The organism is uncultured Endozoicomonas sp., assembly GCF_947495845.1.
In the GTDB taxonomy this organism is placed as follows: domain Bacteria; phylum Pseudomonadota; class Gammaproteobacteria; order Pseudomonadales; family Endozoicomonadaceae; genus Endozoicomonas.
Genome location: NZ_CANMAO010000020.1, coordinates 17,492 through 38,133 on the forward strand (window position 1 = coordinate 17,492; position 20,642 = coordinate 38,133).

A 20,642-nucleotide genomic window follows, 5' to 3' on the forward strand; every position below is an offset into this window, starting at 1 on the left:
TGCCGCTATGAGTGATGTCAACAAGCCCAAACCTTCTTCGGGGAATGACAATGCCAGTGCCACGGTGCAGACCAGTACCGTGCTGGGGGCTTCCGATGGCTTGATCATGGAAGGTCAGGCTGCTGAAAACCCCTCGAAGCGAAAAGATATCGCCGACCTTACCCCGGAAGAGCTCGAAGCGCTGCTGTTGGAGCTTGATGAAGAAGAGGCTCTGGAAGAAGCTGAAGGGGCAGAAAAGGCGAAAGCTGCTGCCGGTGTTGATGCTAAAACTCAGCTTTTTGACAGCAGCACCTCCATCATGAATGCGCCCGGTGCTGTTGTGGCGCCAGAGCTATCACAAGGGCGTTCAGCGCCGGCAGGCATTGCAACGGATGCTGCTATTTCTTCAGGCACTTCTGTAGCGAGTGACGAGGATGAGTCCGCACAGGATGGTACTGACGAAGATGAACTGACAGACAGCGAAGACCTTATAGAAGAGGTTATCGATGAAGTTGAAGAGGAGGCGTCTGACTCAGAACCGTCTGACGATGGTACGGTAACCAGTGAACCTGACTTGCTGTCCTCTTTCATCGTAGACGACGTCACCACTCAAGATCGTTTTGAAATCTCAACTCCAGCATTACCACCAATACCTTTAGAACCTATTCCTTTAGAAGCTGTTGTTGAACCTGAGCCACCCATTCAGGTCGAGGCTCAGGACTTTGCTTCAACAACCATCATTACCGAAGAAAGTGATGGCGCCGCCATTCTGGTTGGGCAGGCTGGAGAGTTGTTGTCTGATTCCGGCGATGAGGCATCAACCATTGCGTCGGTCAATGGTCAACCGTTAAACGCATTGGGAACCGTGACGTTTCAAGGATTGTACGGTGAACTGAGTGTTAATAGCGCCGGTGACTGGAGTTATAAAGCGACAGCATTATCAGAAGATGCATTGCAAACACCCTCAGAGCCGTTGACGGAACACTTTGATTATACCGTTACCAATGGCAGCACCTCGGCCACGGGCTCTTTGGATATTAGTCTCTCCCATGCGCCGCAGGCTCAGGAAGGCAGCCTTCAGGTTTCAGAAGACAGTGGTTATACCATTGGTCAGCTTCAGGCGATGGATGGTGATAATGATGCATTGTCTTATGAGCTGATCTCGGGGCCGGATAAAGGTTTTGTGACTGTCGATGAGGATGGTCAATACCGTTTTGTCACAGGGGCTGATTTTGAAACGTTGAACGCCGGAGAGTCGGAGCAGGTTTCTTTTTCCTATTCAGTCACGGACGTAGATGGCAATAAAGATACCGCAACGGTTCAGGTAACGGTCAATGGTGCCGTGGATGCACCTTTTGGCGACAACCTGGTGGTCAATTCATCCGCTGAAAATGGCACGCTCAACGGTTGGACCATTACCGCAAACGGTGGCAATGGTTGGGCGGTCACCGGTGTTGGTCAGGAAGGAAGTCAAAGCTTTATCTCTTCTTATGGTTGGGGCAGGAAGTCTCAAATCATCGATCTTGAAGCTCAAGGCTTCTCACTTGACGACCTGGACTCTGCTCCGGATATCAATGCCAGTGAGTGGTATCAAGGCATTCAAACTACCAGTGACCAGTATTACTTTAAAGTGGAGCTCCGCGGTGCCAATGATGAGGTGATTGATAGCTTTGATACCGGAATACTGACCGCAAATGGCCAGTGGCAGGAAGTCGCTCATCAGTTTACCGATTATGGAGCAGGCGTTCGCTTTATTTACGTAGAGCACGGCGGTAAAGATACAGAATATTGGGCAGGCCATTACGGCACTGCCATCGATAACACCCAGATTGTTATTGATCTTCCTCAGTCTGCAGGAACTGATGAGGGCAGTCTGAGCATCGATAGCAGCTTCTTTCAAATTGTTGATGGTGATTTGCTGGGGACTGAAGTGTCCGGTCAGATTGTTGAGCAGAATGGTTATACAACGCTGGATAAATGGCATCTGAATCATGAAGGAGGTGAGTTTTTGGTCACGCTGGATGCCTCTGGTGGTAATCAATGGGAGGCAGGTATACGACTTTATCAGAGTAATAGCCGTGGTGATATCGGTCTTGAGGTTGGCGAGTTTGAAGCGTTGTTGTCGCCCTCTGGTGGTTCTTTGCAGGTCATCACCTTCAGTGATTTACCGCAAGGGCACTATCAGCTGGTGGTTGGTAATCAAGGGTTTGATGAAAGCAGCGTGAAAAGTGGATTGGACTTTCCGGGTATCACCAGTGGCGAGCATGAATACAGTGTGACCCTGTCGGGCAACACGACGGTGGCGACTTTGCCCGATGACCCCGGGCAGAATGCCGCCATTACCGGTGAAACCTATGACCAGACTGAAGGAATCCTGTCACTGGCCGTAGTAAATAATGACCTTAATATGGTCGATCCTGATAATGCCCTCTATTACGAAATATTTAACGATGATGTGCGGGTAGGGCAGGGGCAACTGGAGTTTTCAGATGACAATCATCAGCAGGAAATCAGCGTTACCATCGGCAATGAATCTCTGGAAACCCTGACTCTTGATGAGCTGCAACTGGTATTCCATGAAATCAACGACGATGGCGTATCGGTAAACAGTCAGACATTTGATTTTGAGCAGGCTGCCACCGAAGCCGGCGAGGTTATTGTGGCTCAGGGTGGCGATGGTTTACAGGGAATGGAATTGATGGCATTGGGTTTGGATTATTTTGAACTGGGCTTTTATGAAATTATCGATGATAGCCAGACTCAGGGATTATAAGGTTTTTTGACAAGCTCTGATGGAAAAGCTCTGATTGAAACGCACTGATTGAACAGCGATGGACTGCACTCTATGAATGGCGACAATTGTCAGATTAATACCGCCAGTTTGATTAATGCGCTGGATCATTTGAATCGGCACTACGTGTTATACAGCCGACTTGCCTTTATTTCCAATCAGCTCCGTGAAACCGCTGAAATCAATATACATAAAACCAAAGGGTATCTGGAAGAGTTGGGTTTTCTGGTGAAGGTGTCGTCCATTAGTCATCTTGAGATGGTGGAGCTGGATGAGGACCATCTGCTGTTCTGCTTTGATCATGAGCAGGACATTATCATTCTTCGTCACGACAGTGATTTTAATCGCACCCGGGGAAAGCAGGATCTCGAGCAGCCCATACTGATCATCAGCACAGAAAAACTAACCCCAAGAGCCGAAAAATCCGGTGTCCGTAAACGGAATATGCGTTGGTTTATTAAACGACTAACAGAGAAAGACGGCATTTATCTAATGCTCACTGGCTTGATTACCAACCTGCTTGCCTATGTTGTGCCCATCTACAATATGAATGTGTTTGACAAGGTGTTGCCCAACGGCTTTACGGGCATCTTGTCATCGTTGGTACTGATTGCTGTCTTTCTGGTGTTGATCTGGTTTGTCAATCGCTCTGCGTTGTCTTATTTGTTAAGCGACCGGGTGTTCCGATTGGAAGTACAGATGGCTCGAGAGTTTTCCTACCGTTTGTGTAACTTGAAACCATCGGCTATGCCCAAGTCCTCGGCGTTTATGACTCAGCTGGTAACCTATGGTCGTTCTCTTAGCCAGATGCTGGGTGCGTTTCATTTGATGGCGCTGGTGGATTCACCGTTTATGTTGCTGTCTCTGGGGTTGATTGCTTATTTTGGTGGCCCTATGGTGTTTATCCCATTGGTGGCCATTCTCTTTGTGGTGGCGCTGAACTTGTTACTTCAGCCACGGATTCAGCGCTACATCAACGAACGTTATGAATTTGAAGGGCGTAAGCGGAAGTTTGAATACGAAATCATGCAGTCATTGCCGTTTATCAAATTAGCGGGCATGGAACGGTATTTTACGGAAGTCATTGAAAATGATCGGCCTGATCACCGGCAATACTTTTCAATCTCCGCCCATATTAATCATATTTCCATGCTGGTGCTGTTTCTCTCATTGATTGCCGTCACCGGTTATGGCGCCTGGCAGGTGTCAGAAGGGATGATGACTCTGGGGCAGCTTGTTGCCTGTTCGTTGTTGTCATCAAAAGCCATTACCAGTGCGTCGATTACGAATCTGCTGTTTAATATTAATCGGATTCGGATGCTGTTTGATAATCTGAATCAATTCTATGAGATTCCCGTGGAAGAGCGGGGCGCTTCTTTTTGCTTAACCCGCATCAAGCACCTGGAATTGAAACAGATTGAATTTACTTATGCAGAGAATCGCTATTTTCAGCTCAAAGGCATCAGCTTTGATTTGAATTTGCCAGAGTCACTGTATGTATATGGTCACCCCGGTTCTGGAAAAACCAGCCTGTTTAATTTACTGGCGGGTATCGAAGATCCCGCCAGAGGGAGTTTGCTGGTCAATAACCTGAACATTGAGCATTTTGATTATCGGGATATTCGCAGTCATATTCATTTTTCCCCGTCCTACTACCGATTCTTCAGCGGTTCTTTGTACGACAACCTGATTTTGGGTAACACCATGGTGACGTCGGATCAGGTCGCCATGGCGTTGGATAAAGTGCAATTGACTGACAAAATTAATCAAATTGAAGATGGTCTCCACTATAAAGTCGAAAACCATGAAAGCATTCCATTGTCGTCCGGTGAACGTAAGCGGTTTATGCTGGCCAGAGTCTTTCTGACAGAGGCGGATCTGGTGATTCTGGATGAACCTTTTGAGTTCATGAGCGACGATAATGGTTTGACCTTTGTTCAGTCGGTAAGGGCCTTCTGCGAAGAATCGGGGAAAGGGTTGATTATTCTCAGTAACCGGAAGTCTTTTGCTCAGTTCTGTAATCAGTCACTGACGTTAAGTAATGGTCAGTTGTATCCTATGAAGCTCAGTAACACCTAGGAACCGCCCCGAAATAAGATCCACATTTACTGAGGTATTGAAGCATCGTTGAGACCGTTGCCCACTATCCGTAATCCGTAAAGCGCGAGTGGCTCAAGCTTTTTCGGAATACGGACAACATTAATTGAAATATGGCAGTTATTTCAGCACAAGTCCTTAAGGGGAAGCGTGAGCTGTTGGGATTTTAATGAATTTACGCTTCTCATCGATCACCTTACTGCCTTTTGAATAGCCCTTTGTGTAGCCCAATCCTTTTTTATAAGCCTGTCCTCGGGTTAACGTTGGATCGCCGGGGCTGAGCTTTTTGAGAAAGCCTGAACTGTCGGCTAGATAAAGCGGTACATTTAGGTTTTCCACCAAACGCTTGTCTTGCCTTGAGAAAAAAAGAAAGCCGCCTTTACCGGCGCCATGGGTATGCCACACCGAGATCAATTTCAAATGATCTGGAAATTGCAGGGTTGCACTGATCTGATTTTTTCCTGGCACACCGGGGATGGCGGAAAAGTAGTAAAGGTCTTTATCTTCGTGTTTAAAAATGCCGCCAATGTATTCCCTGTCGTCTTTTATGGATGTGGGGTTGTAAATGCTGGTGGCAGCAATCACCGCAGCCATTTCGGTTTCAAAAGGCGACTGGTAAAACTCCGATAAATTGATGATCGGTGGCGGAAGAAATGTCTTGATATCATTGGAAAATGAAGGCGATATTAGCGCTGCCCCTAACGCAAGAAAAGAAAGTTTCCTTCTCATGGTTCCTGTCTGAGTCTATGGCCTTATAAGCCTATCGGCAGACAGGGAGGGTTAGGTTACCTTTTCAGAGTATTCAGCCATGGTTTCAGCATGGTCTGTTGGTATTCGGGGAATAGAGCGTGTTCACTGGCACCAATATGGTTGTTTCCCTCCGGTAATTCCCCTGGGACGGGTGACGCATTTGGCGGTTGGAAACAGCGGTCGTGTATCAGGCAACTGGGTTTGATCAGCTGCCAAATGACATCTCTGAGAAACCATTGATCTACATTGGGCGTTTCCAGGTGGTTGGCTTGATAGTTGGACACCATCTGTTGTATATCCGGTAACACACCTGCGACGCCACCCCACATGCCCGCCAACATCAAATCGGTGTGAGTCCACCAATCCCTGATGATGTGAAACAGCTTGCCGGACTTCTGCCATGCGAGCACTGCCTTTTGCTCCCGTGGACTAATAACAGAGTCTGCATCCCGAACCAAAAAGTAGCCAACGGTCGAATCACTGGCCACTGCAAAGCGCCAGCAGGTTTTCTGCTTGATGCTTTGGTGACTGGTGCGATGAATCAGTTTTGCACCCAGATGCGTCATGAGTTGTTGGTAATTTGCCGGTACCGTGTCGTCAAGATAGATCCAGACTTCCCAGTCTGGGTAGATTTCTGGTGCTAACAGCAGGTTTCTCAGGGCGCCGTGCAGGTAGCGTTCTTTGTCACCCCATAAGCTGAAAGCAATGACGTATATTTTATTAAGTACCAGCTCTTCCGTCGTTTTTTCTGGTAAATACCAGTGCTCAGGCACTTGCCCATGACGTTGATCTTTCAGTATGAGTGATTCTGTTCCGGCAATTTTTGCCTGTTCCCATTGCCCCAGTTTGAAATGGCTGACGGTTAGGGTATCCCAAAGATAATAATCATCAGGTGTTTTTTTGAGCGCGAGTTGCGCAAAGTGAATAGCTTCTTGGTATTGGTGGTTTCTGCTGTAGCAGGAGGCAAGGTTGGTCAATAGCTCAGTATCGTCGGGGTACAGAATTAAACCGTTGCCTAATAGTTTAATGCATGAGACGTAGTCGTGAATCAGGAACAAGTAGTAGCAGATTTGTAAAATGATCGTTCTGGGTTTCATCTCACCATGACGGTTGATCTCTTCCGCCATTTTCTCAATGGCTAGCCGATGCTTGCCAGCTAACCAAATGGCGTGGATTTCATGATTCCAATCTACACGGCTGATGTTGCTCATTATCATCGATCCTTTGATGACTGTATTATACCAATTCTGTTTTTAAATTATGGGCTGCGCAGCCATTTTGACCGACTGGATCGGCGTTGAAGTTCCTCGCCATAGCTACGGCTATGACTCGTCGCTTCGCCTTGCCCAGTCGCCCAAAATAACTTGCTCACTCCACAATTTAAAAACGCTATTGGTATTACATCGTCTCAGAAAAAAACTGTCATCGCCACCGCACCTCACTTAGTATGAAAGCTGACCATAATTAATGAGGAGATGTTCCATGTCACGCATCATGGGCTGGTTTCTGGAAGGACTCGCAGTACTGGTGCCCATTGTATTTACCTTCTATTTGTTTTCTAAGGGTATGTCGCTGGTGGCGGAGTTGCTATCAGCGACCGTTGGTTCTTATCTGGGAAGAGAGCTAACTCTGCAGGGAGAATGGCAGGTGGTGTCTATCAGCTTATTGCTGGTGGTGGGGTTTACCATTTTTGTTGGCGTCGTGACGCACATGTGGTTGGGGAGTCATCTACTGCGGCTGCTGGATCAGTTGTTGAATCATATCCCCTTGGTCAAATTAGTGTATGCGGCGATTAAGGATGGGGTTAATGCCATTATTGGTGACCGTCGTGAGTTTGAACAGCCGGTGCTGGTCGCCATTGGTGATATCCAGGTGCCTGGTTTTGTGACCCGAAAGGAAGTTGCCGATTTTGGTGTTGAGGGGCATGTTGCGGTGTATTTCCCCATGGCTTTCAGTATCGCGGGTAGAGTGGTGCTGGTGCCTGCGGACCGCATTAAAATGTTGGATAAAAGCAGTGCTGAGGTGATGTCTTTTCTCGTATCAGGCGGTGTTACCTCAGGTAAAAAATAGATGTAATGTGTTCCAGAGCGCTTTTTCAGGTGAGTTGAAAGAGGGCCATCAGGATAGAGTGCGTTCGTTTACCCCACTCACTTACATAATCGTAAGCTCATGGGGTTTCATTCGGTTGTTGTTACTCAAGACCAGTGGGAAGAGGGTGATCGTGCACCGCGGCTGTTAAGGGTAATGACGCCATCGCCAGTCTGGGCTCCCTGAGGCGTTGCTGTGAGTAGAACGCACTGAGTGATGGGGGTTGATCCACAGGTAGATGCGGTAATAACGTAATACCCCCCTTCAGATTCCACAATGCTACCATAGCCAAGTACCGTCAAATCGACGGTATAACTGAGCTCTTCGTTGTAGTGGCTCTCCTGCTGCTGCATTATCCGAAGCAACATAGTTGACGCATCTTTTCTTCTGGACTCAGTCACATATCGACCATAGCTGGGAAGCACTATGCTCGCTAGAATGCTGATAATAACCAGCACAATCATAAGCTCTAAAAGGCTAAACCCATTTGGCTGGCTTCTCATTAGAATTCCCTCCAGAACAATTTATGAATTGGCGCTGCGCCGGCTCTTCTTATGTAGTCTACAAAACATTCAGTGCCGATACATAGCTCTGCTCCTTTTGGTCCAGAGGATATGAGTGCCGGAGATGGTGCAATAGAGCTTTGTGTTAAGGCCTTCCTGCGATCACTTTTTATTAATGCGCTGGTTGACCCTGTACCATCATGATTAAAACGCGCGCCACCATTTTCTATATTTAAAGCGTATGAAAAATTGGTCCCTGATCTATCACTGCACATTGCCGCAGAGTTTGGTCTGAATGTATTTACAAACAATATGCTGTTATAGATAGTTGCTCCGCCTAATACTTTTTCTCCTGCGTCCGTTAATCGAATGAACCATCCATGTTTATTTTTTAGTGTTTGTAATGCGCTATCACGCTGAGGCGCAGTGCCTTGTTGGATAAGGTTGCTGGTGGCATCGTATAATTCAGACTCCCTAATGACGTATCCTGAGTTGTACCCATAATTAACCGGCTTATCAATATTTGGGTCTCTTATCACATAAATTCGATCATTGACACTGGTGCTAGTGGGGGAAGTACGATTGCCGCTGCCCACGGCCAGGAACATGTGATCTCTACCACCACCAAACGCCACGGTAACCGGCTGAAAGAAACGTCGGGCGTTTGCTGCACTGCCTGCGGACAGTTCGGCAATTCTGCCACCATATGCAAAGTTATTTGATCCGGTATTATTTTGATTGATATCGACGCGGAAAATTTGACCTCCGACGTCAACGGCATAGATGACATCAATTAATTGATCGTCATTGAGGTCGAGCGGTGTGATGTCTGCTGCAATGCCATGTACCATATTGGAAAGATTGAGGTTTGATCCGCTGTTAGAAGCTTTCCACAGTAAACTGCCCGTTTCGGCGTCCACCATAAAGATAGAATGACCAAATCTTCCGTTTATAACGGTTGTATGACCGTCAACAACAGGGTCATAACCTCCGCCAAACATCAGCACTTTGCGTGGAGAACCATCCCAGTTCACAGTGACTATCTGAGGCTTTGACCAAGTCTGACCAAGGTTAGAGAAGCTTCCAGTGCCACCATTAATTTGCCACTTAAATCTTGGCCGTTGTCTATTCGTTACATCAAGGGCATAAATAGAACGGCCACCTCTGCGCATTGTCAGATAGAGGTAAGCGTGTTCTCCCGGATCGGCTGTACCATTGTTTGACTGAAGAATATCGCCATCACCATTAACATCATTGACCCATTCGGTCATCGGGCCATCCATACCAAAAATCTTGTAATTTATTGCCAAGTGATCGTTACGGGCAGAAGGTGCTTCCAAAGAGAGGTTAAACAATTGCCAAAGGCCTACTCCTGATAATGAGGGGGCTCCAACTAAGGGTGTGTTGTCTCGAAAGGTGACCGTATAATTTCCGGTGGATCTGGCTTGAAATGTTATGACCCGGCCATTAGCCGAGCCTGGGATATTATTAAAGCCTCCCGAAGCGACGATGTTGCCCACTGGATTTTGCACAGACCAGTTCATTGCTGTGTTAGCGCCGGATGGTCCAAGAGTATTAAAGCTTAAAACGTAAACGCCGGTGTTTTGCAGGCGCAAAGTTTGTGTAGCGGAGGCCCCATGGGTTCCGGTAAAGAATATACTTGCGCCAGATCTTGAGATACTGTAGCCCCAAGGATTGTTCAAGTTCCAACTAGCTCTTGATATTAAATTAGTGTCGAAAACGACGCCTGGAGGAAATCTTGGGGGTTCATCTTTATAAATAGCCAGGTTTGGTAGCAGCTCCCTAGGAATAAATGAGAACTCAGTTTCACCGTTTTCCGCATTAACGCCATGTAAAAAACCGTCGTTGGTTGTGAGATAGACGGTTTTATCAACAGTTGTTCCAGCGGTGGAAACGTCTTTAAAGTAGGTAATGGCTTTTGGCTGTGTATGTAACGGGTCACCCATCGTCGTTCTGTCATCGGTGGTGCTTGTATCACCGTCTTCATCGTCTACATCAATACCTCTTGCCCAGCGAAGCGTATTCCTGGTCTGTGCTGCACTGCCGACCCCCAGCATACCGGCAGTTATTAATGAATTGCTCTCATTCAGTCGGTTACTGCCGTGGCTTAATAATGTATTGCTGCCAAGGTAAGTAAAAACGGGGCGATGCTGGCTTAGGTTTTCTGCCATTCCACCTTGGTTAATCCGGTTGCCATCGGCACTGCTACTCCAGATGCTTTGAATGCCAGTGTTAAAAAAGCCAGTGGCAGGATCAATAGCTATGACGCCAAGAGCATCATATAGCTGATTATCAGTCCCGATTCGATAACGTTTTAAATTACCAGTCCACCCCGCACCATTAACAGGTTGAAATAAAGCGTAATAAACGTCTTCAGCATTTCGAAAAATACTGTCAGCACTGATCGATGTGACGGGTTGCGTAAACGAAGTGCCTATTGCATCAGCCGAACTGGACAATGCATCATTGGTAATCAGGTGAAGGCGATCTACGATATCGTTCACGTTGGTTGCTTGTAGGTAGCGTCCTCCACCATTGGCTGCTGCAGAAGAAATCTCTGTTTCACTTCCTGAGGTTAATGAAATTACATTAACAGATGCATTTTGTGTTCCGGGAATCGTTGATCTGAGATCGCTGTTATTCATTAATGAAGCCAGTTCATCAAAACAGCTTCCTAATGTGAGGCTAGAGCCAATGGTCAATCCACAAGAAGCACTGGTCAGTGACCGAATTGCGCCATCAGCATCATTATCTTCGATTTCTCCTGGTCGACCAGCCATCATGTAGATCAGACTGGTATCCTGACATTGATGTTGAATAGGTGAAATATATCGGCTGCTTACCGTTTCAAAGCTTCCAGCCATACTGGGAAGCCCCCATAGTAAAGAGGATCCTGTGAGATATCGATGAGCTTCGAATAGTGTTTCTGTTATGGGAGCGTGGTCTGCTCCTGTGCCAGCTACCCAGTGACTGAGTGTATTTAAAAGACTTTGTCTTGCATTGGCTACATTCATGGAAAAGTTACCAACATGCCCCCCATTTTTAGTATTTTGTGTCATTAAACTCAGATTTACGCCTTTTACTGTAGCAACATATTGACGAGCAGCTGACCATGATATCGACTGCATAGTGGCAGTAGTTCCATGGGGGGGGAGTGTTATAGTCCTGTTCATTTCTCTGGAAAGATCCATCAACAAGACGATATTGGGTCTGGGTGTTTGTAGATATAGGTCGGTATCTGCAGATTGAGCCAAGATTGAAAATAGGCAGGGTATTGTGAATACCCACATTCGAAGTTTTAGAAATATATTCATTTTGAAACTCCATTAACGATTACGATTCCCTGTATTTGTCTGGAGCTTGCGTTGGTACCTTGCTGGGTGGCCTCTGCATCCAGTTCATAAGCGAATCCGGTAAAACTATCTATGCTGTATCCAGCAGGTGGTGCCTGTTCTGATAAATACTTTAATTCAACAGATTGACAAATTGATCCATGTGAAGAACAAGTGGGCGAATGGCCAAATGCCGTTAGTATTTGATCAGCTTCTATTGCAGACTCAAAGTTGTCTTGGTTTTTTCCTAGAAAATCAAACTGTCGATCAAGTTCACTTTTTGTAATAAGAAACATTTCTGTGGATCGTTGTTCGTTACCAACTTGAGTTTCTCTCAAAATGGAAATATCCAGAATAAGCATGCCAGAAAAAAACAAAGCGACCGTCACAAACAGCGTTACAAGTAATACGGCACCGGATTCTTTATGGCGCTTTGTATTGATTTTCATTGCTATATCCCTGAGTTATTAATTCTTGTCGCCGTGCTGAAGATGTATCTGAGAGATTTGTCCTTGAGAGTCAGGTCGCCACTGTACAGTAAATTATAAGTACGGCTTTTCAGCCCGTATTGTGGTGTCCTAACGCCAGCTCCCACCAATACGGCCACACGAACAACTTGAATCTGTCGCCAGTCAGTCACATCATCAGCGGTGATGTACCGATTAACAAATCCGCTACCGGATGCTTCTAAGCCGTACAACACCTGAATTCGCTCGACACCGGGGATCAGAGCTTCGGAACGGCTACCTCTGGCGACTTCATTAATAGGGTCATATCCACGGCAAAATAAAGTATTGATGTTGTGATTGCTTGGATCCGGCGCTACAAAGTAAACATCTGCAGTGAGCTCACCTATGGGTACTTTAGTGCCTGTGCAGTCCACGATACTTCCAAGGCTATCAACAGTCGGTTCATATTGAATCGCCAAACGGTCACTGTTGATTCCTCCACCATCTTTTGTACAGGTAGACTCCCCTTCGCATTGCCCTGTGTAAAATGGTTCGGGTGCAATAAGGTTTGGCTGACTTCTATAGCCAGCACGCCTAATTGACTGGCTTAAAATTCTCAGGCTTTGACGGCCATGTTCCAATGCGTAGGCGGTATGCTCACTGGTTTTACTCGATTTGCTGCCTCCCAGCATGATCTGCAGAGCGCTGACCGTGATGAGAAGCCCTATGGTCATGGTTACCATCACCTCAATCAGGTTAAATCCATTTTGTCGACCGTGTTTATTCTTCATTGTTTTGTGTTCTTTTAATTCCGAAGAAATTGAAATGCCACTTTTTGTCTTTTATTGGACTTATCAAGCGCCCCTCTTGATGACCAGGATACTTTTACGTTCACTAAATCGTTTGTGTTGCAGGGAGAGGCTGCGCAGGTAATATCGATTTCAGGTTCAGCAATCTGTTGCGCTTGCTGGCACATCAAATCATACATATCAAAAGAGGCCATTTCGTTGGGTGAACAACTGGTTGAAATGCATACTTTGGGTGTCGTTGAGCAGAAGGCGGATAAATTGCTTGATGCGCTAATGGCTTCACTCTCATATTGCCCAAATCCTGCAGGATTGATCTGCATTAACTCAACAGCACTATTGACCAACCAGACGGCTTGAGAACGTTGAGCCGTATCATGGACTGATTGTGACGCGCGATTGTGCATGTTCATTATGGCTAAGGCGCTGCCTGCAAAAACTAATGTTGCTACCAGTACTTCAACCAGCCCAAAGCCGCGTTCATTTGTTGGTGTTCTATTGTTTTTTAAATAACTGTCTTGTAAAAATAGGACGCTGCGATGTTTCGTTAAAAAAACTCTGATCGCACTCAGTATTCTGAAAACAATTAATAAGTGTTCTTTATCCATACTCTTAAGCTAAGGCTATTCTTGATAAAAAAGTTATCGGACTTAGGGTGTAATTGATGAATACTCATCAAGCCGTTCTTAAGGAGCCGTTAGGTTTGGATAACATATTGAATTGATAACATTTAGAGTGTCGACGTTTCGCTCTGAGCCTCGTGGCAGTTCAGCGAAACGTCGATGGTGTTCAGGCTAAAACGAAAGTCTTAGGAATGGTCAGAACGATGACGTTCTGTTTGAGCGATTTTTGGGCATTATGCCAGCTCCGAGCGAAATTTTCGTCCCATCAGTTTCAAGTATAAAGAGGGGAGTACCCGATAAAGGAGCGCTGCCAGCATAATGGCTTTATCCGGGAAAAGGCGTTTTTTGCCGGTTTGGTGAGCCTTCAAGATTTTGTCCGCCATCCACTCAGCACTATTAATGTTTCCAATGGTTGAGCGAGCGTGGTGCGCAGGCCTGCCATCACCGGCCAACGCATTCTTCTCGATATCCGTTGCCAGAAAGCTGGGATAGACCATCAGAATATTCATTGGCAAATGCCCGGTTTCTGCGCGCAGCGTTTCAAAATACTGGTGCAGCGCCGACTTGGCCGCGCAATAGCCGGCTCGAGCCATGACGGGTAGCCAGCCTGCCATGCTACCGATATTGATGATGGTGGAAGGTTGTTTTGTGCTGCCAGAACGGTGAAGTAAGCCCAGCAGTTGCTGACTCAGTTTAACGGGCACCAGGTAATCCAGCTCCATCACTTTGGCGATGACATTATTATGTGTTTTCTGGGCCAGAGAGCGATGGGTGATGCCTGCATTGTTGATGAGCACATGAAGCTGGTCAAAATGCTGATTCACCTTTTTTTCAATGTTTTCAATGGCATCTGGTTGCAAAAGGTCTATGGCGCAGACAATCGCTGTCTGATCGCCACGGCCTGATACAGCCAGTTCTTGCTGACGGCCTTCCAGACCGTCTTGATCCAGGTCCACCATGCAAAGATGATAACCCGCCTGCCAATATTGCTGAGAAAGGGCCCAGCCCAAACCATTGGCTGCTCCGGTAATTAAGGCGACTTTTCCTGTGTTCATGGTGTCGCCTCCTTATTTAAGTGACTGCAGAAAAGATCAAACACTTCAGAGGATGTTTTTTTCGGGGTATAGCCAAACTGTTCTTTCAGAGCCTTGTTGTCCAGCACTGGACGATAGCGCAGGAATTTCAGCTGATCAGGGCCATATTTCGTCAGTTTCAGTTTTTGTCCTATGGCGAGCGCCGTTCTAAGCAGAGCGGGTGATAATGAAAGGAGCGGTTTTTTTAATTGAGAAGCAATCTCATTAATGGCCATTGCCCCATCACCCGCCAGATTATAAGCGCCGGTTTTGTTGTGACTGACACCCCGACAAATAATCTCAACCACATCTTCATCCCAGATAAAGACAAAGGGCGAGTCGGAACCTTTCACCGATAAAATCCGCTTCTTCATAAACAGATTGGTGATCAGATTGCGGGTATGTTTGCCCAGAATCGTGCCAGGCCTCAGGATTAGCTGTTGTAAGGAAGGGTGTGAAATCCGGTATTCCACCAGCATTTCTTCCACCAATCGTTTATGCCAGGAGTAGGCAAACTCATAATTGCCGCGAATGGGGGAGCTTTCCGACAGCCAGGGGTCATTATCTTCATGGTAACCGTAAGCTGCGCCACTGCTGGTGACGGTTAAATGCTGAACGCCGGATTGAATGCAGGCCTCAATGACGTTTCGGGTGCCTTCCACATCCACTTTGTAATCACGGTCACGATCATCACTGTGGTCGACGATGCTGGCCAGATGGATGACATGGGTGATTTGGTGTTCCTTCATGAAATCACTGAGACTACCATCACAAATATCCATGAGTGAGATGGCGAAATCCGCATCAGCATGATGTCGAATATCGCAACCAATCACATAGTGTTCTTTTGATAAGGCGTTTCCGACTTGATGACCAAGATAGCCGGCAGCGCCAGTAATGAGAATACGACTAGTTGCTGACATAACTGGCCTCCTTAGAAGACACAGTTCTGGTATTCCAGAACAATGCCAGCCCGAGCCCGCTCACCAGGTGTAAAACGCCCCAGAACGCGGTAATGACCATCATGCCGCCGTATTGAGGGAAGAAGGTAAACAAAATACCGAGGCCAAGCCCGGAGTTCTGAATGCCCACTTCCAGTGTGACCGCCCGACGATCTGCAGAGTTCAATTTGCCAAGATAGGCTGCGGTTGCCCCAATACTGAGTGCCATCGCATTATGAGCAACCACCAGAATGGCAAAACTGCCCATATGCTCAAGGAAGACATCCACATTATTGGAAACAGCAATTATGATAAAGGCGAGAAACACCAGTAGCGACAGAAAGCGAAATGGGGTATCGGATCGCTTAACAAACTTTGGAAACACTTGACCAACCATCATGCCCAGCAGCAATGGTACCGCCAGCACCATTGTCACCAGCAGGAAAATTTCCAGAGGTTGCAGCGCGATTTCTTGAATTAAAGGACTGGTGACTGGGTTCAGCTGGCCATAGAGAAAGAAGTTGAATGGCGTCATGACAATGGCAAACAGGCTGGATACTGCGGTCATTGATACAGAAACCGCCACATTGCCCCGGGCAATATGCGTCATGATATTACTGAAAGTACCGCCGGGGCAGGAAGCCACCAGAATCATGCCGAGCCCTAACTCCGGATCAATGTTGAATATCCAAACGACCATGGACGTTAGAAATGGCAGAACCAGAAACTGGGCAACTAACCCGATGGTTGGGGCGATCGGTGTTTTCAGGATTTTCCAGAAATCATCGGGTTTCAGGTTAAGGGATACCCCAAACATCATGAATGCCAGAATGGCGTTTAACAATAAAAGGCTTTGTGGTTCAAAGTGAATTTGTACATCAGTTAACATTCGCTGGCTCCGCATTTGTCATTTTTGTAGGTGCAGGAGTGAGGTCGCTTTTCAGGCGCTTGATTTCACGGTGCAGGGACTTCAGGTAAGTGGCCTTGTCGACGTAATAAGCCATGCGCTCCAGTTCAAGGTATTCCATGCCACCGACAATGCGTTTAGCAAACTGTTGTTCTATGGTTTGCTCCAAACGGCGGGCAGAAGGCTGATTATCCAGCTTCTGTCGTAAATAAAGTGCCACCATGTGCGCCTGATCATCCCGGCCTTGCCAGCCGAGGCCGGCAGCTTCCACCATGCCCATGACGAAGATCTGGTTGTGTGCTGGATTAAAGACGTTCAAATAAAGCTGTGGCGCAAAACCCTGCCAGTTAAGGTGTGTCTGATCAATAAAGGGATAGTCCAGCTTATAGCCGGTGGCTTCCAGAATCAGATCATAAGAGCCTGTGGAGCCATCACTGAACTCTACCGTTTTATCGGACACATATTTGATAGAAGGTCGTGGTTTGATATCCCCATGACCAATATGGTGCAGGAAATGTGAGTTAATAACCGGGTGGCTTTCATACATCCGATAGTCAGGGTCCGGCAAGCCAAAGTCACTGGGTTTACCGATAATCATCCGAATCAGAAAACTGTCTACCCATTGCTTCAGGCGCTTGGGCAGTTTGATTTTTCCACCCAGAGAGTCAGAGGGCTGGCCTTTAATAAACTTTGGCAAAAAGTAATAACCCCGTCGTACAGACATATCAACGCTTTTTGCCTGATGAACAGCGTCTACAGCAATATCGCAGCCACTGTTACCACAACCCACAATGAGCACGCGCTTGTCTTTAAAAATGGCGGGATTTTTGTATTGCGCAGCATGGATCTGCTGACCTGCAAAATCACCCACGTTTTCTGAGTGATTTGGGTGATGCAACGTACCATTGGCCAGAAGTACCCCCGCCACTTCGTAACTTGTTTCCTGACCACTGGTTTCAACCTTGATCAGCCAATGGTCATCCTTTCGGATGATCTCGATCACCTTATGGCCAAACCGGTAACCTTTATAAAGATCAAAGTGTCTGGCGTAATCCTGAAAATAGGTTTTCAAGTGATGATGGGCAGGGTAGGTGGGTACCTCATCGTTCATGGGAAAGTCGGTAAACTCGGTCTGTTTTTTCGAACTGATCAGGTGAGCCGAGTTGTACATGGTGCTGGTGGGGTTATCGACATCCCAAAGTCCACCGACATTGTCGTGTATTTCAAAGCCGATCCAGGGGATCTGATATTGGCTTAATCGTCTTGCGGTACACAGCCCCATGGGGCCGGCGCCAATGATGGCGTAGGGAAGCATATTATCTCCTGAGTGCTGCATTGGAGATTTTGATACTGACAGCACGGTTATTATTATTTTTCGTTGACGCGTGACTTTTATCTGACAAACAATGTATCGCGCAAACAGGGAAAATGCTTGGATTATTTGGGACAGTATTATGGTTAATTCGGGACATCACCCTACTGTTACACAGCAGTACACAAGAGCCATTGTTCGCTCATGGGAGGATTCCGGGCTGCCCGTTTCCGAAGAGTTGCAGGCTATTATTGATGAAATTGCCCGGCATCAACGTGTGCCCATGCCCCTGCAGGATCGACTCTGGCTGTCCATGGCAAAAGACTACCCTGAACCGGACTTGGGTTTGCGACTTGGCCACTATGTACAACCGGGAAACCTGGACATTGTCGGGTTTCTGTTGATGAGTTGCGATACTCTGGACGATGCGCTGGAAGCACTGGTGACCTACCATCCCATTGTTGGTGAGGGCGGTGAGTTTCTTATGACGGAAGGCGAGAACAGTTGCAGCCTTATCTATTCTCCCTACCATACTATTTGCCGTGAAATACGAGTTGAAGCGGTGTTGGCAACCTTAATGCAGTTGGCAAGTTATCTGACAGATAACACGTTTAACCCTTCGTATGTTTCTTTCCAGCACAAGGCATTGATGGACTATAAACACTATGAACAGGTGTTGGGTTGTCCTGTTCAGTTTGAGCAGGTAGCGGATGCCATGGTATTTCCCAAAGCTCAGCTGGCAAAACCATTGGTGCAGTCCAATAAAATACTTTATTCACATATGCGACAGTTGGCGGATGAAGCGCTGAAGGGGTTGCAGGATCACAGTATTCGCTTTGAGGTTGAGCAAGTGATTAAGGTGAATCCAAACTGGGGTAAGGAAAAGGTAGCGGAACAGTTTGGTATCAGTGGTAGACAATTAAACCGTAATCTCTCGAGAGAAGGCGTGACGTTCAAATTGATTGCGGATGAAGTGCGCTTATCCATGGCGCGAGAATGGTTGTCAGACTCCTTGCCTGTGAATGAGGTAGCCTATCGCCTTGGGTATCATGACGAAAGCGCTTTTAATAAAGCTTTTAAGCGATGGACAGGCCATACTCCGGGAGAGTTTTTGCAGATTGTCAGCTGAGAATTGAATACGCCTGTTAGCAATAACAAGCAGGTCTTCTGTAACAAACGTCACCCCAGTTATTGCGATAGTGAATACTAGTAGGATACTGAATAGGAAAGTCGCAGAAAGGGCGAACTGTCGTATATGGGGTGGCGTAATGATTGGTGAATGCCGGTGAGCAAGGTCTATAGAGTGGCCTGTAGACCCGGCGATGATATATTGGTTCGCAGTAAGCTGCCCCATCAGAAGTTAACAGCTCAGATATTGCCCATGAGCCAGCACTGATGGTTCCAAAGATCAAGGCAGGGCCAACCAGACCAGCTACTGCGCAAGCAATCGTTGCGGCGGCAGTAATAACAGTAACGACCTCAAGTACAATGCTTACCACTCTTTTTATAGTCCAGCCTTGAGTTTCGGCTGCAGGCTTGTCTGTAACCTGCTTTTGAGTACCAACTTGGTCATTGGTTTTTTGTGTTTCAGGTGTTGCCTGAGTGCGTTGTACGTTTATGGATGACGAGTTCATACAACGCTCTCCCAGAAAAGTAGATGACTCGTTATCAGACCTCAGAGTGACGAACTTAGTTCCGTCCGTGTTCCTGTTCGGAGGTTGGTAAGCCGATGGATATTAATGCAGCCAAAGCAATAAAACTGGCAGAAACCCAAAGGCACAAGACCAGCCCTGAAAGACCAAAGAGCCAGCCAGAGAGCACCGTCCCTAATAATCGACCCATGGCATTGGCCATGTAATAAAAGCCAACATCCAGTGACACGCCATCTTCCCGGGCATAGGCAACGATGAGGTAGGAGTGCAGAGATGAATTGATTGCAAACAGTGCGCCAAACAGTAGCAGTCCGGCAATGATGACCAGTTGCGGCGAATGGCCAGCCTGCAAGCCATAAGCGACCATTGCCGTTAATACTGCAAGGCCAGCAGCCCAGAACATCGCTGCACGACCATCGCTGTGTTTTCTGGTGATTTTAGGGGCAATACCTTGCACAAAACCATAGCCAATAACCCAGAGAGCCAGAAAAGCACCGACTTCAGAACTGCTCCAGCCAAAGGTGCTGCCCAGATAGATAGGCAGTGCAATGACGAACCAAACATCTCTCGCACCAAACAGAAACAGTCTGGCGGCGGAAAGAATATTAATGGGGCTGCTTTTTGAAAACAGCTCTGAGAATTTGGCTTTCTGTTTGGCTTTGCCCAAATCATGATCCAGCATCTTTAAGCTCAGCAGCAGCACAACCAGCAATACTGATCCCATTATCACCATGGCATAGCGAAAGCCAACTAGGTTCAATAACAGACCGCCGACAAAAAAACCAAGGCCTTTTAATGCATTTTTCGAACCGGTCAGGGCTGCAATCCACTGGTAAAGTTTGCCGGCGTTCTTGCTTGAATCATCGCCCTTGACCAGCATTTTAATGGAGCTCTTCGCGCTCATTTTGTTCAAGTCTTTGGCAATGCCTGACATTGCTTGAGCAGCCATCACCCAGGGAACAGAAAGCAGGGTAGACGGCACAGTCAGCATACCCAGTGCGACAATCTGCAAGCCCAGGCCTATATTCATGGTTCGGTTTAACCCGAGCCGAGCGCCAAGCCAGCCACCGGTAAGATTAGTGATAACGCCGAACAATTCATAAAATAAAAACAGGGCAGCGACTTCCAATGGCGTATAGCCAAGGCTATGGAAGTGCAAAACCACCAACATACGGAGTGCACCGTCGGTGATGGTGAAATTCCAGTAATTAAATGTGATCAGCAGATATTGTCGTATGGAGCGATCAAGAGCTGAAAAACGCTGATAAATATCTTTCATGGATCCAGTGTTTCTGATGCTGAAGAATGCCTGTCGTGA

Annotated in this window: 17 protein-coding genes; 4 read left to right on the plus strand and 13 right to left on the minus strand. The window is 47.0% G+C overall.

All coding sequences use genetic code 11. The annotated features are described in order from the left end of the window. Positions 1 to 7: 7 nt before the first annotated feature. Both Q1B11_RS13575 and Q1B11_RS13580 read left to right on the plus strand, forming a co-directional pair. Positions 8 to 2,752: a VCBS domain-containing protein gene (locus Q1B11_RS13575; RefSeq protein ID WP_299733585.1), complete on the plus strand. Its 2,745-nt coding sequence runs from the start codon at positions 8 to 10 to the stop codon at positions 2,750 to 2,752. A 72-nt stretch (positions 2,753 to 2,824) separates the two neighbouring features. After that, the gene (locus Q1B11_RS13580; protein WP_299733586.1) at positions 2,825 to 4,849 is read left to right on the plus strand and encodes an ATP-binding cassette domain-containing protein; all 2,025 of its coding nucleotides are present in this window, start codon (positions 2,825 to 2,827) and stop codon (positions 4,847 to 4,849) included. A 156-nt stretch (positions 4,850 to 5,005) separates the two neighbouring features. Here the strand turns inward: Q1B11_RS13580 and Q1B11_RS13585 are convergent, their stop codons facing one another. Together Q1B11_RS13585 and Q1B11_RS13590 are read right to left on the minus strand one after the other, a co-directional pair. After that, positions 5,006 to 5,596, minus strand: a complete 591-nt coding sequence (locus Q1B11_RS13585; RefSeq protein ID WP_299733587.1) for a DUF4329 domain-containing protein — start codon at positions 5,594 to 5,596, stop codon at positions 5,006 to 5,008. A 56-nt stretch (positions 5,597 to 5,652) separates the two neighbouring features. Further along, positions 5,653 to 6,828 carry a hypothetical protein gene (locus tag Q1B11_RS13590; protein WP_299733588.1) on the minus strand — a complete coding sequence of 392 codons (1,176 nt, stop codon included), beginning with the start codon at positions 6,826 to 6,828 and terminating at the stop codon, positions 5,653 to 5,655. Between the two features lie 271 nt (positions 6,829 to 7,099). On the opposite strand from Q1B11_RS13590, the gene Q1B11_RS13595 reads away from it, so the two are divergent. Next, positions 7,100 to 7,687, plus strand: a complete 588-nt coding sequence (locus tag Q1B11_RS13595) for a DUF502 domain-containing protein (protein ID WP_299733590.1) — start codon at positions 7,100 to 7,102, stop codon at positions 7,685 to 7,687. Positions 7,688 to 7,812: 125 nt separating this feature from the next. On the opposite strand, the gene Q1B11_RS13600 is transcribed toward Q1B11_RS13595, so the two are convergent. The 9 genes from Q1B11_RS13600 to Q1B11_RS13640 all read right to left on the minus strand — a co-directional run bounded on the left by Q1B11_RS13600 (position 7,813) and on the right by Q1B11_RS13640 (position 17,675). After that, positions 7,813 to 8,208 carry a type IV pilin protein gene (locus Q1B11_RS13600; protein WP_299733592.1) on the minus strand — a complete coding sequence of 132 codons (396 nt, stop codon included), beginning with the start codon at positions 8,206 to 8,208 and terminating at the stop codon, positions 7,813 to 7,815. Continuing rightward, positions 8,208 to 11,357, minus strand: a complete 3,150-nt coding sequence (locus Q1B11_RS13605) for a PilC/PilY family type IV pilus protein (protein ID WP_299733594.1) — start codon at positions 11,355 to 11,357, stop codon at positions 8,208 to 8,210. The genes Q1B11_RS13600 and Q1B11_RS13605 overlap by 1 nt, the downstream gene beginning before the upstream one ends. 182 nt (positions 11,358 to 11,539) lie before the next feature. Beyond that, positions 11,540 to 12,010 carry a hypothetical protein gene (locus tag Q1B11_RS13610; protein ID WP_299733596.1) on the minus strand — a complete coding sequence of 157 codons (471 nt, stop codon included), beginning with the start codon at positions 12,008 to 12,010 and terminating at the stop codon, positions 11,540 to 11,542. A 2-nt stretch (positions 12,011 to 12,012) separates the two neighbouring features. Next, a complete protein-coding gene (locus Q1B11_RS13615) occupies positions 12,013 to 12,801 on the minus strand; it encodes a PilW family protein (protein ID WP_299733598.1) in 789 nt (262 codons plus the stop codon). A 14-nt stretch (positions 12,802 to 12,815) separates the two neighbouring features. After that, complete coding sequence (gene pilV / locus Q1B11_RS13620) at positions 12,816 to 13,424, minus strand: type IV pilus modification protein PilV (RefSeq protein WP_299733600.1); 609 nt, start codon at positions 13,422 to 13,424, stop codon at positions 12,816 to 12,818. A gap of 248 nt (positions 13,425 to 13,672) precedes the next feature. Beyond that, entirely contained in the window at positions 13,673 to 14,494 is an 822-nt protein-coding gene (locus Q1B11_RS13625) for an SDR family NAD(P)-dependent oxidoreductase (RefSeq protein ID WP_299733602.1), read from the minus strand. Further along, positions 14,491 to 15,435: an SDR family oxidoreductase gene (locus Q1B11_RS13630; RefSeq protein ID WP_299733604.1), complete on the minus strand. Its 945-nt coding sequence runs from the start codon at positions 15,433 to 15,435 to the stop codon at positions 14,491 to 14,493. The genes Q1B11_RS13625 and Q1B11_RS13630 overlap by 4 nt, the downstream gene beginning before the upstream one ends. Next, a complete protein-coding gene (locus Q1B11_RS13635; RefSeq protein WP_299733606.1) occupies positions 15,422 to 16,342 on the minus strand; it encodes a bile acid:sodium symporter family protein in 921 nt (306 codons plus the stop codon). The genes Q1B11_RS13630 and Q1B11_RS13635 overlap by 14 nt, the downstream gene beginning before the upstream one ends. Continuing rightward, positions 16,332 to 17,675, minus strand: coding sequence for an NAD(P)-binding domain-containing protein (locus Q1B11_RS13640; protein WP_299733608.1), 1,344 nt, complete (start codon positions 17,673 to 17,675; stop codon positions 16,332 to 16,334). Before Q1B11_RS13640 ends, Q1B11_RS13635 begins: the two co-directional genes overlap by 11 nt. 139 nt (positions 17,676 to 17,814) lie before the next feature. On the opposite strand from Q1B11_RS13640, the gene Q1B11_RS13645 reads away from it, so the two are divergent. After that, positions 17,815 to 18,801: an AraC family transcriptional regulator gene (locus tag Q1B11_RS13645; protein WP_299733610.1), complete on the plus strand. Its 987-nt coding sequence runs from the start codon at positions 17,815 to 17,817 to the stop codon at positions 18,799 to 18,801. 16 nt (positions 18,802 to 18,817) lie between these two features. Here Q1B11_RS13645 and Q1B11_RS13650 read toward each other — a convergent pair whose 3' ends face one another. Further along, positions 18,818 to 19,306, minus strand: coding sequence for a hypothetical protein (locus Q1B11_RS13650; protein ID WP_299733612.1), 489 nt, complete (start codon positions 19,304 to 19,306; stop codon positions 18,818 to 18,820). 55 nt (positions 19,307 to 19,361) lie between these two features. Further along, the gene (gene arsJ / locus Q1B11_RS13655; RefSeq protein ID WP_299733614.1) at positions 19,362 to 20,603 is read right to left on the minus strand and encodes an organoarsenical effux MFS transporter ArsJ; all 1,242 of its coding nucleotides are present in this window, start codon (positions 20,601 to 20,603) and stop codon (positions 19,362 to 19,364) included. Positions 20,604 to 20,642 lie beyond the last annotated feature (39 nt).

Coding starts and splice junctions, on each gene's coding strand:
- Q1B11_RS13635 (WP_299733606.1), bottom strand. CDS start 16,342: ATGTTAACTGATGTACAAATTCACTTTGAACCACAAAGCCTTTTATTG.
- Q1B11_RS13595 (WP_299733590.1), top strand. CDS start 7,100: ATGTCACGCATCATGGGCTGGTTTCTGGAAGGACTCGCAGTACTGGTG.
- Q1B11_RS13625 (WP_299733602.1), bottom strand. CDS start 14,494: ATGAACACAGGAAAAGTCGCCTTAATTACCGGAGCAGCCAATGGTTTG.
- Q1B11_RS13645 (WP_299733610.1), top strand. CDS start 17,815: ATGGTTAATTCGGGACATCACCCTACTGTTACACAGCAGTACACAAGA.
- Q1B11_RS13590 (WP_299733588.1), bottom strand. CDS start 6,828: ATGAGCAACATCAGCCGTGTAGATTGGAATCATGAAATCCACGCCATT.
- arsJ (WP_299733614.1), bottom strand. CDS start 20,603: ATGAAAGATATTTATCAGCGTTTTTCAGCTCTTGATCGCTCCATACGA.
- pilV (WP_299733600.1), bottom strand. CDS start 13,424: ATGGATAAAGAACACTTATTAATTGTTTTCAGAATACTGAGTGCGATC.
- Q1B11_RS13615 (WP_299733598.1), bottom strand. CDS start 12,801: ATGAAGAATAAACACGGTCGACAAAATGGATTTAACCTGATTGAGGTG.
- Q1B11_RS13650 (WP_299733612.1), bottom strand. CDS start 19,306: ATGAACTCGTCATCCATAAACGTACAACGCACTCAGGCAACACCTGAA.
- Q1B11_RS13585 (WP_299733587.1), bottom strand. CDS start 5,596: ATGAGAAGGAAACTTTCTTTTCTTGCGTTAGGGGCAGCGCTAATATCG.
- Q1B11_RS13575 (WP_299733585.1), top strand. CDS start 8: ATGAGTGATGTCAACAAGCCCAAACCTTCTTCGGGGAATGACAATGCC.
- Q1B11_RS13600 (WP_299733592.1), bottom strand. CDS start 8,208: ATGAGAAGCCAGCCAAATGGGTTTAGCCTTTTAGAGCTTATGATTGTG.
- Q1B11_RS13630 (WP_299733604.1), bottom strand. CDS start 15,435: ATGTCAGCAACTAGTCGTATTCTCATTACTGGCGCTGCCGGCTATCTT.
- Q1B11_RS13610 (WP_299733596.1), bottom strand. CDS start 12,010: ATGAAAATCAATACAAAGCGCCATAAAGAATCCGGTGCCGTATTACTT.
- Q1B11_RS13605 (WP_299733594.1), bottom strand. CDS start 11,357: ATGCAGTCGATATCATGGTCAGCTGCTCGTCAATATGTTGCTACAGTA.
- Q1B11_RS13640 (WP_299733608.1), bottom strand. CDS start 17,675: ATGCTTCCCTACGCCATCATTGGCGCCGGCCCCATGGGGCTGTGTACC.
- Q1B11_RS13580 (WP_299733586.1), top strand. CDS start 2,825: ATGAATGGCGACAATTGTCAGATTAATACCGCCAGTTTGATTAATGCG.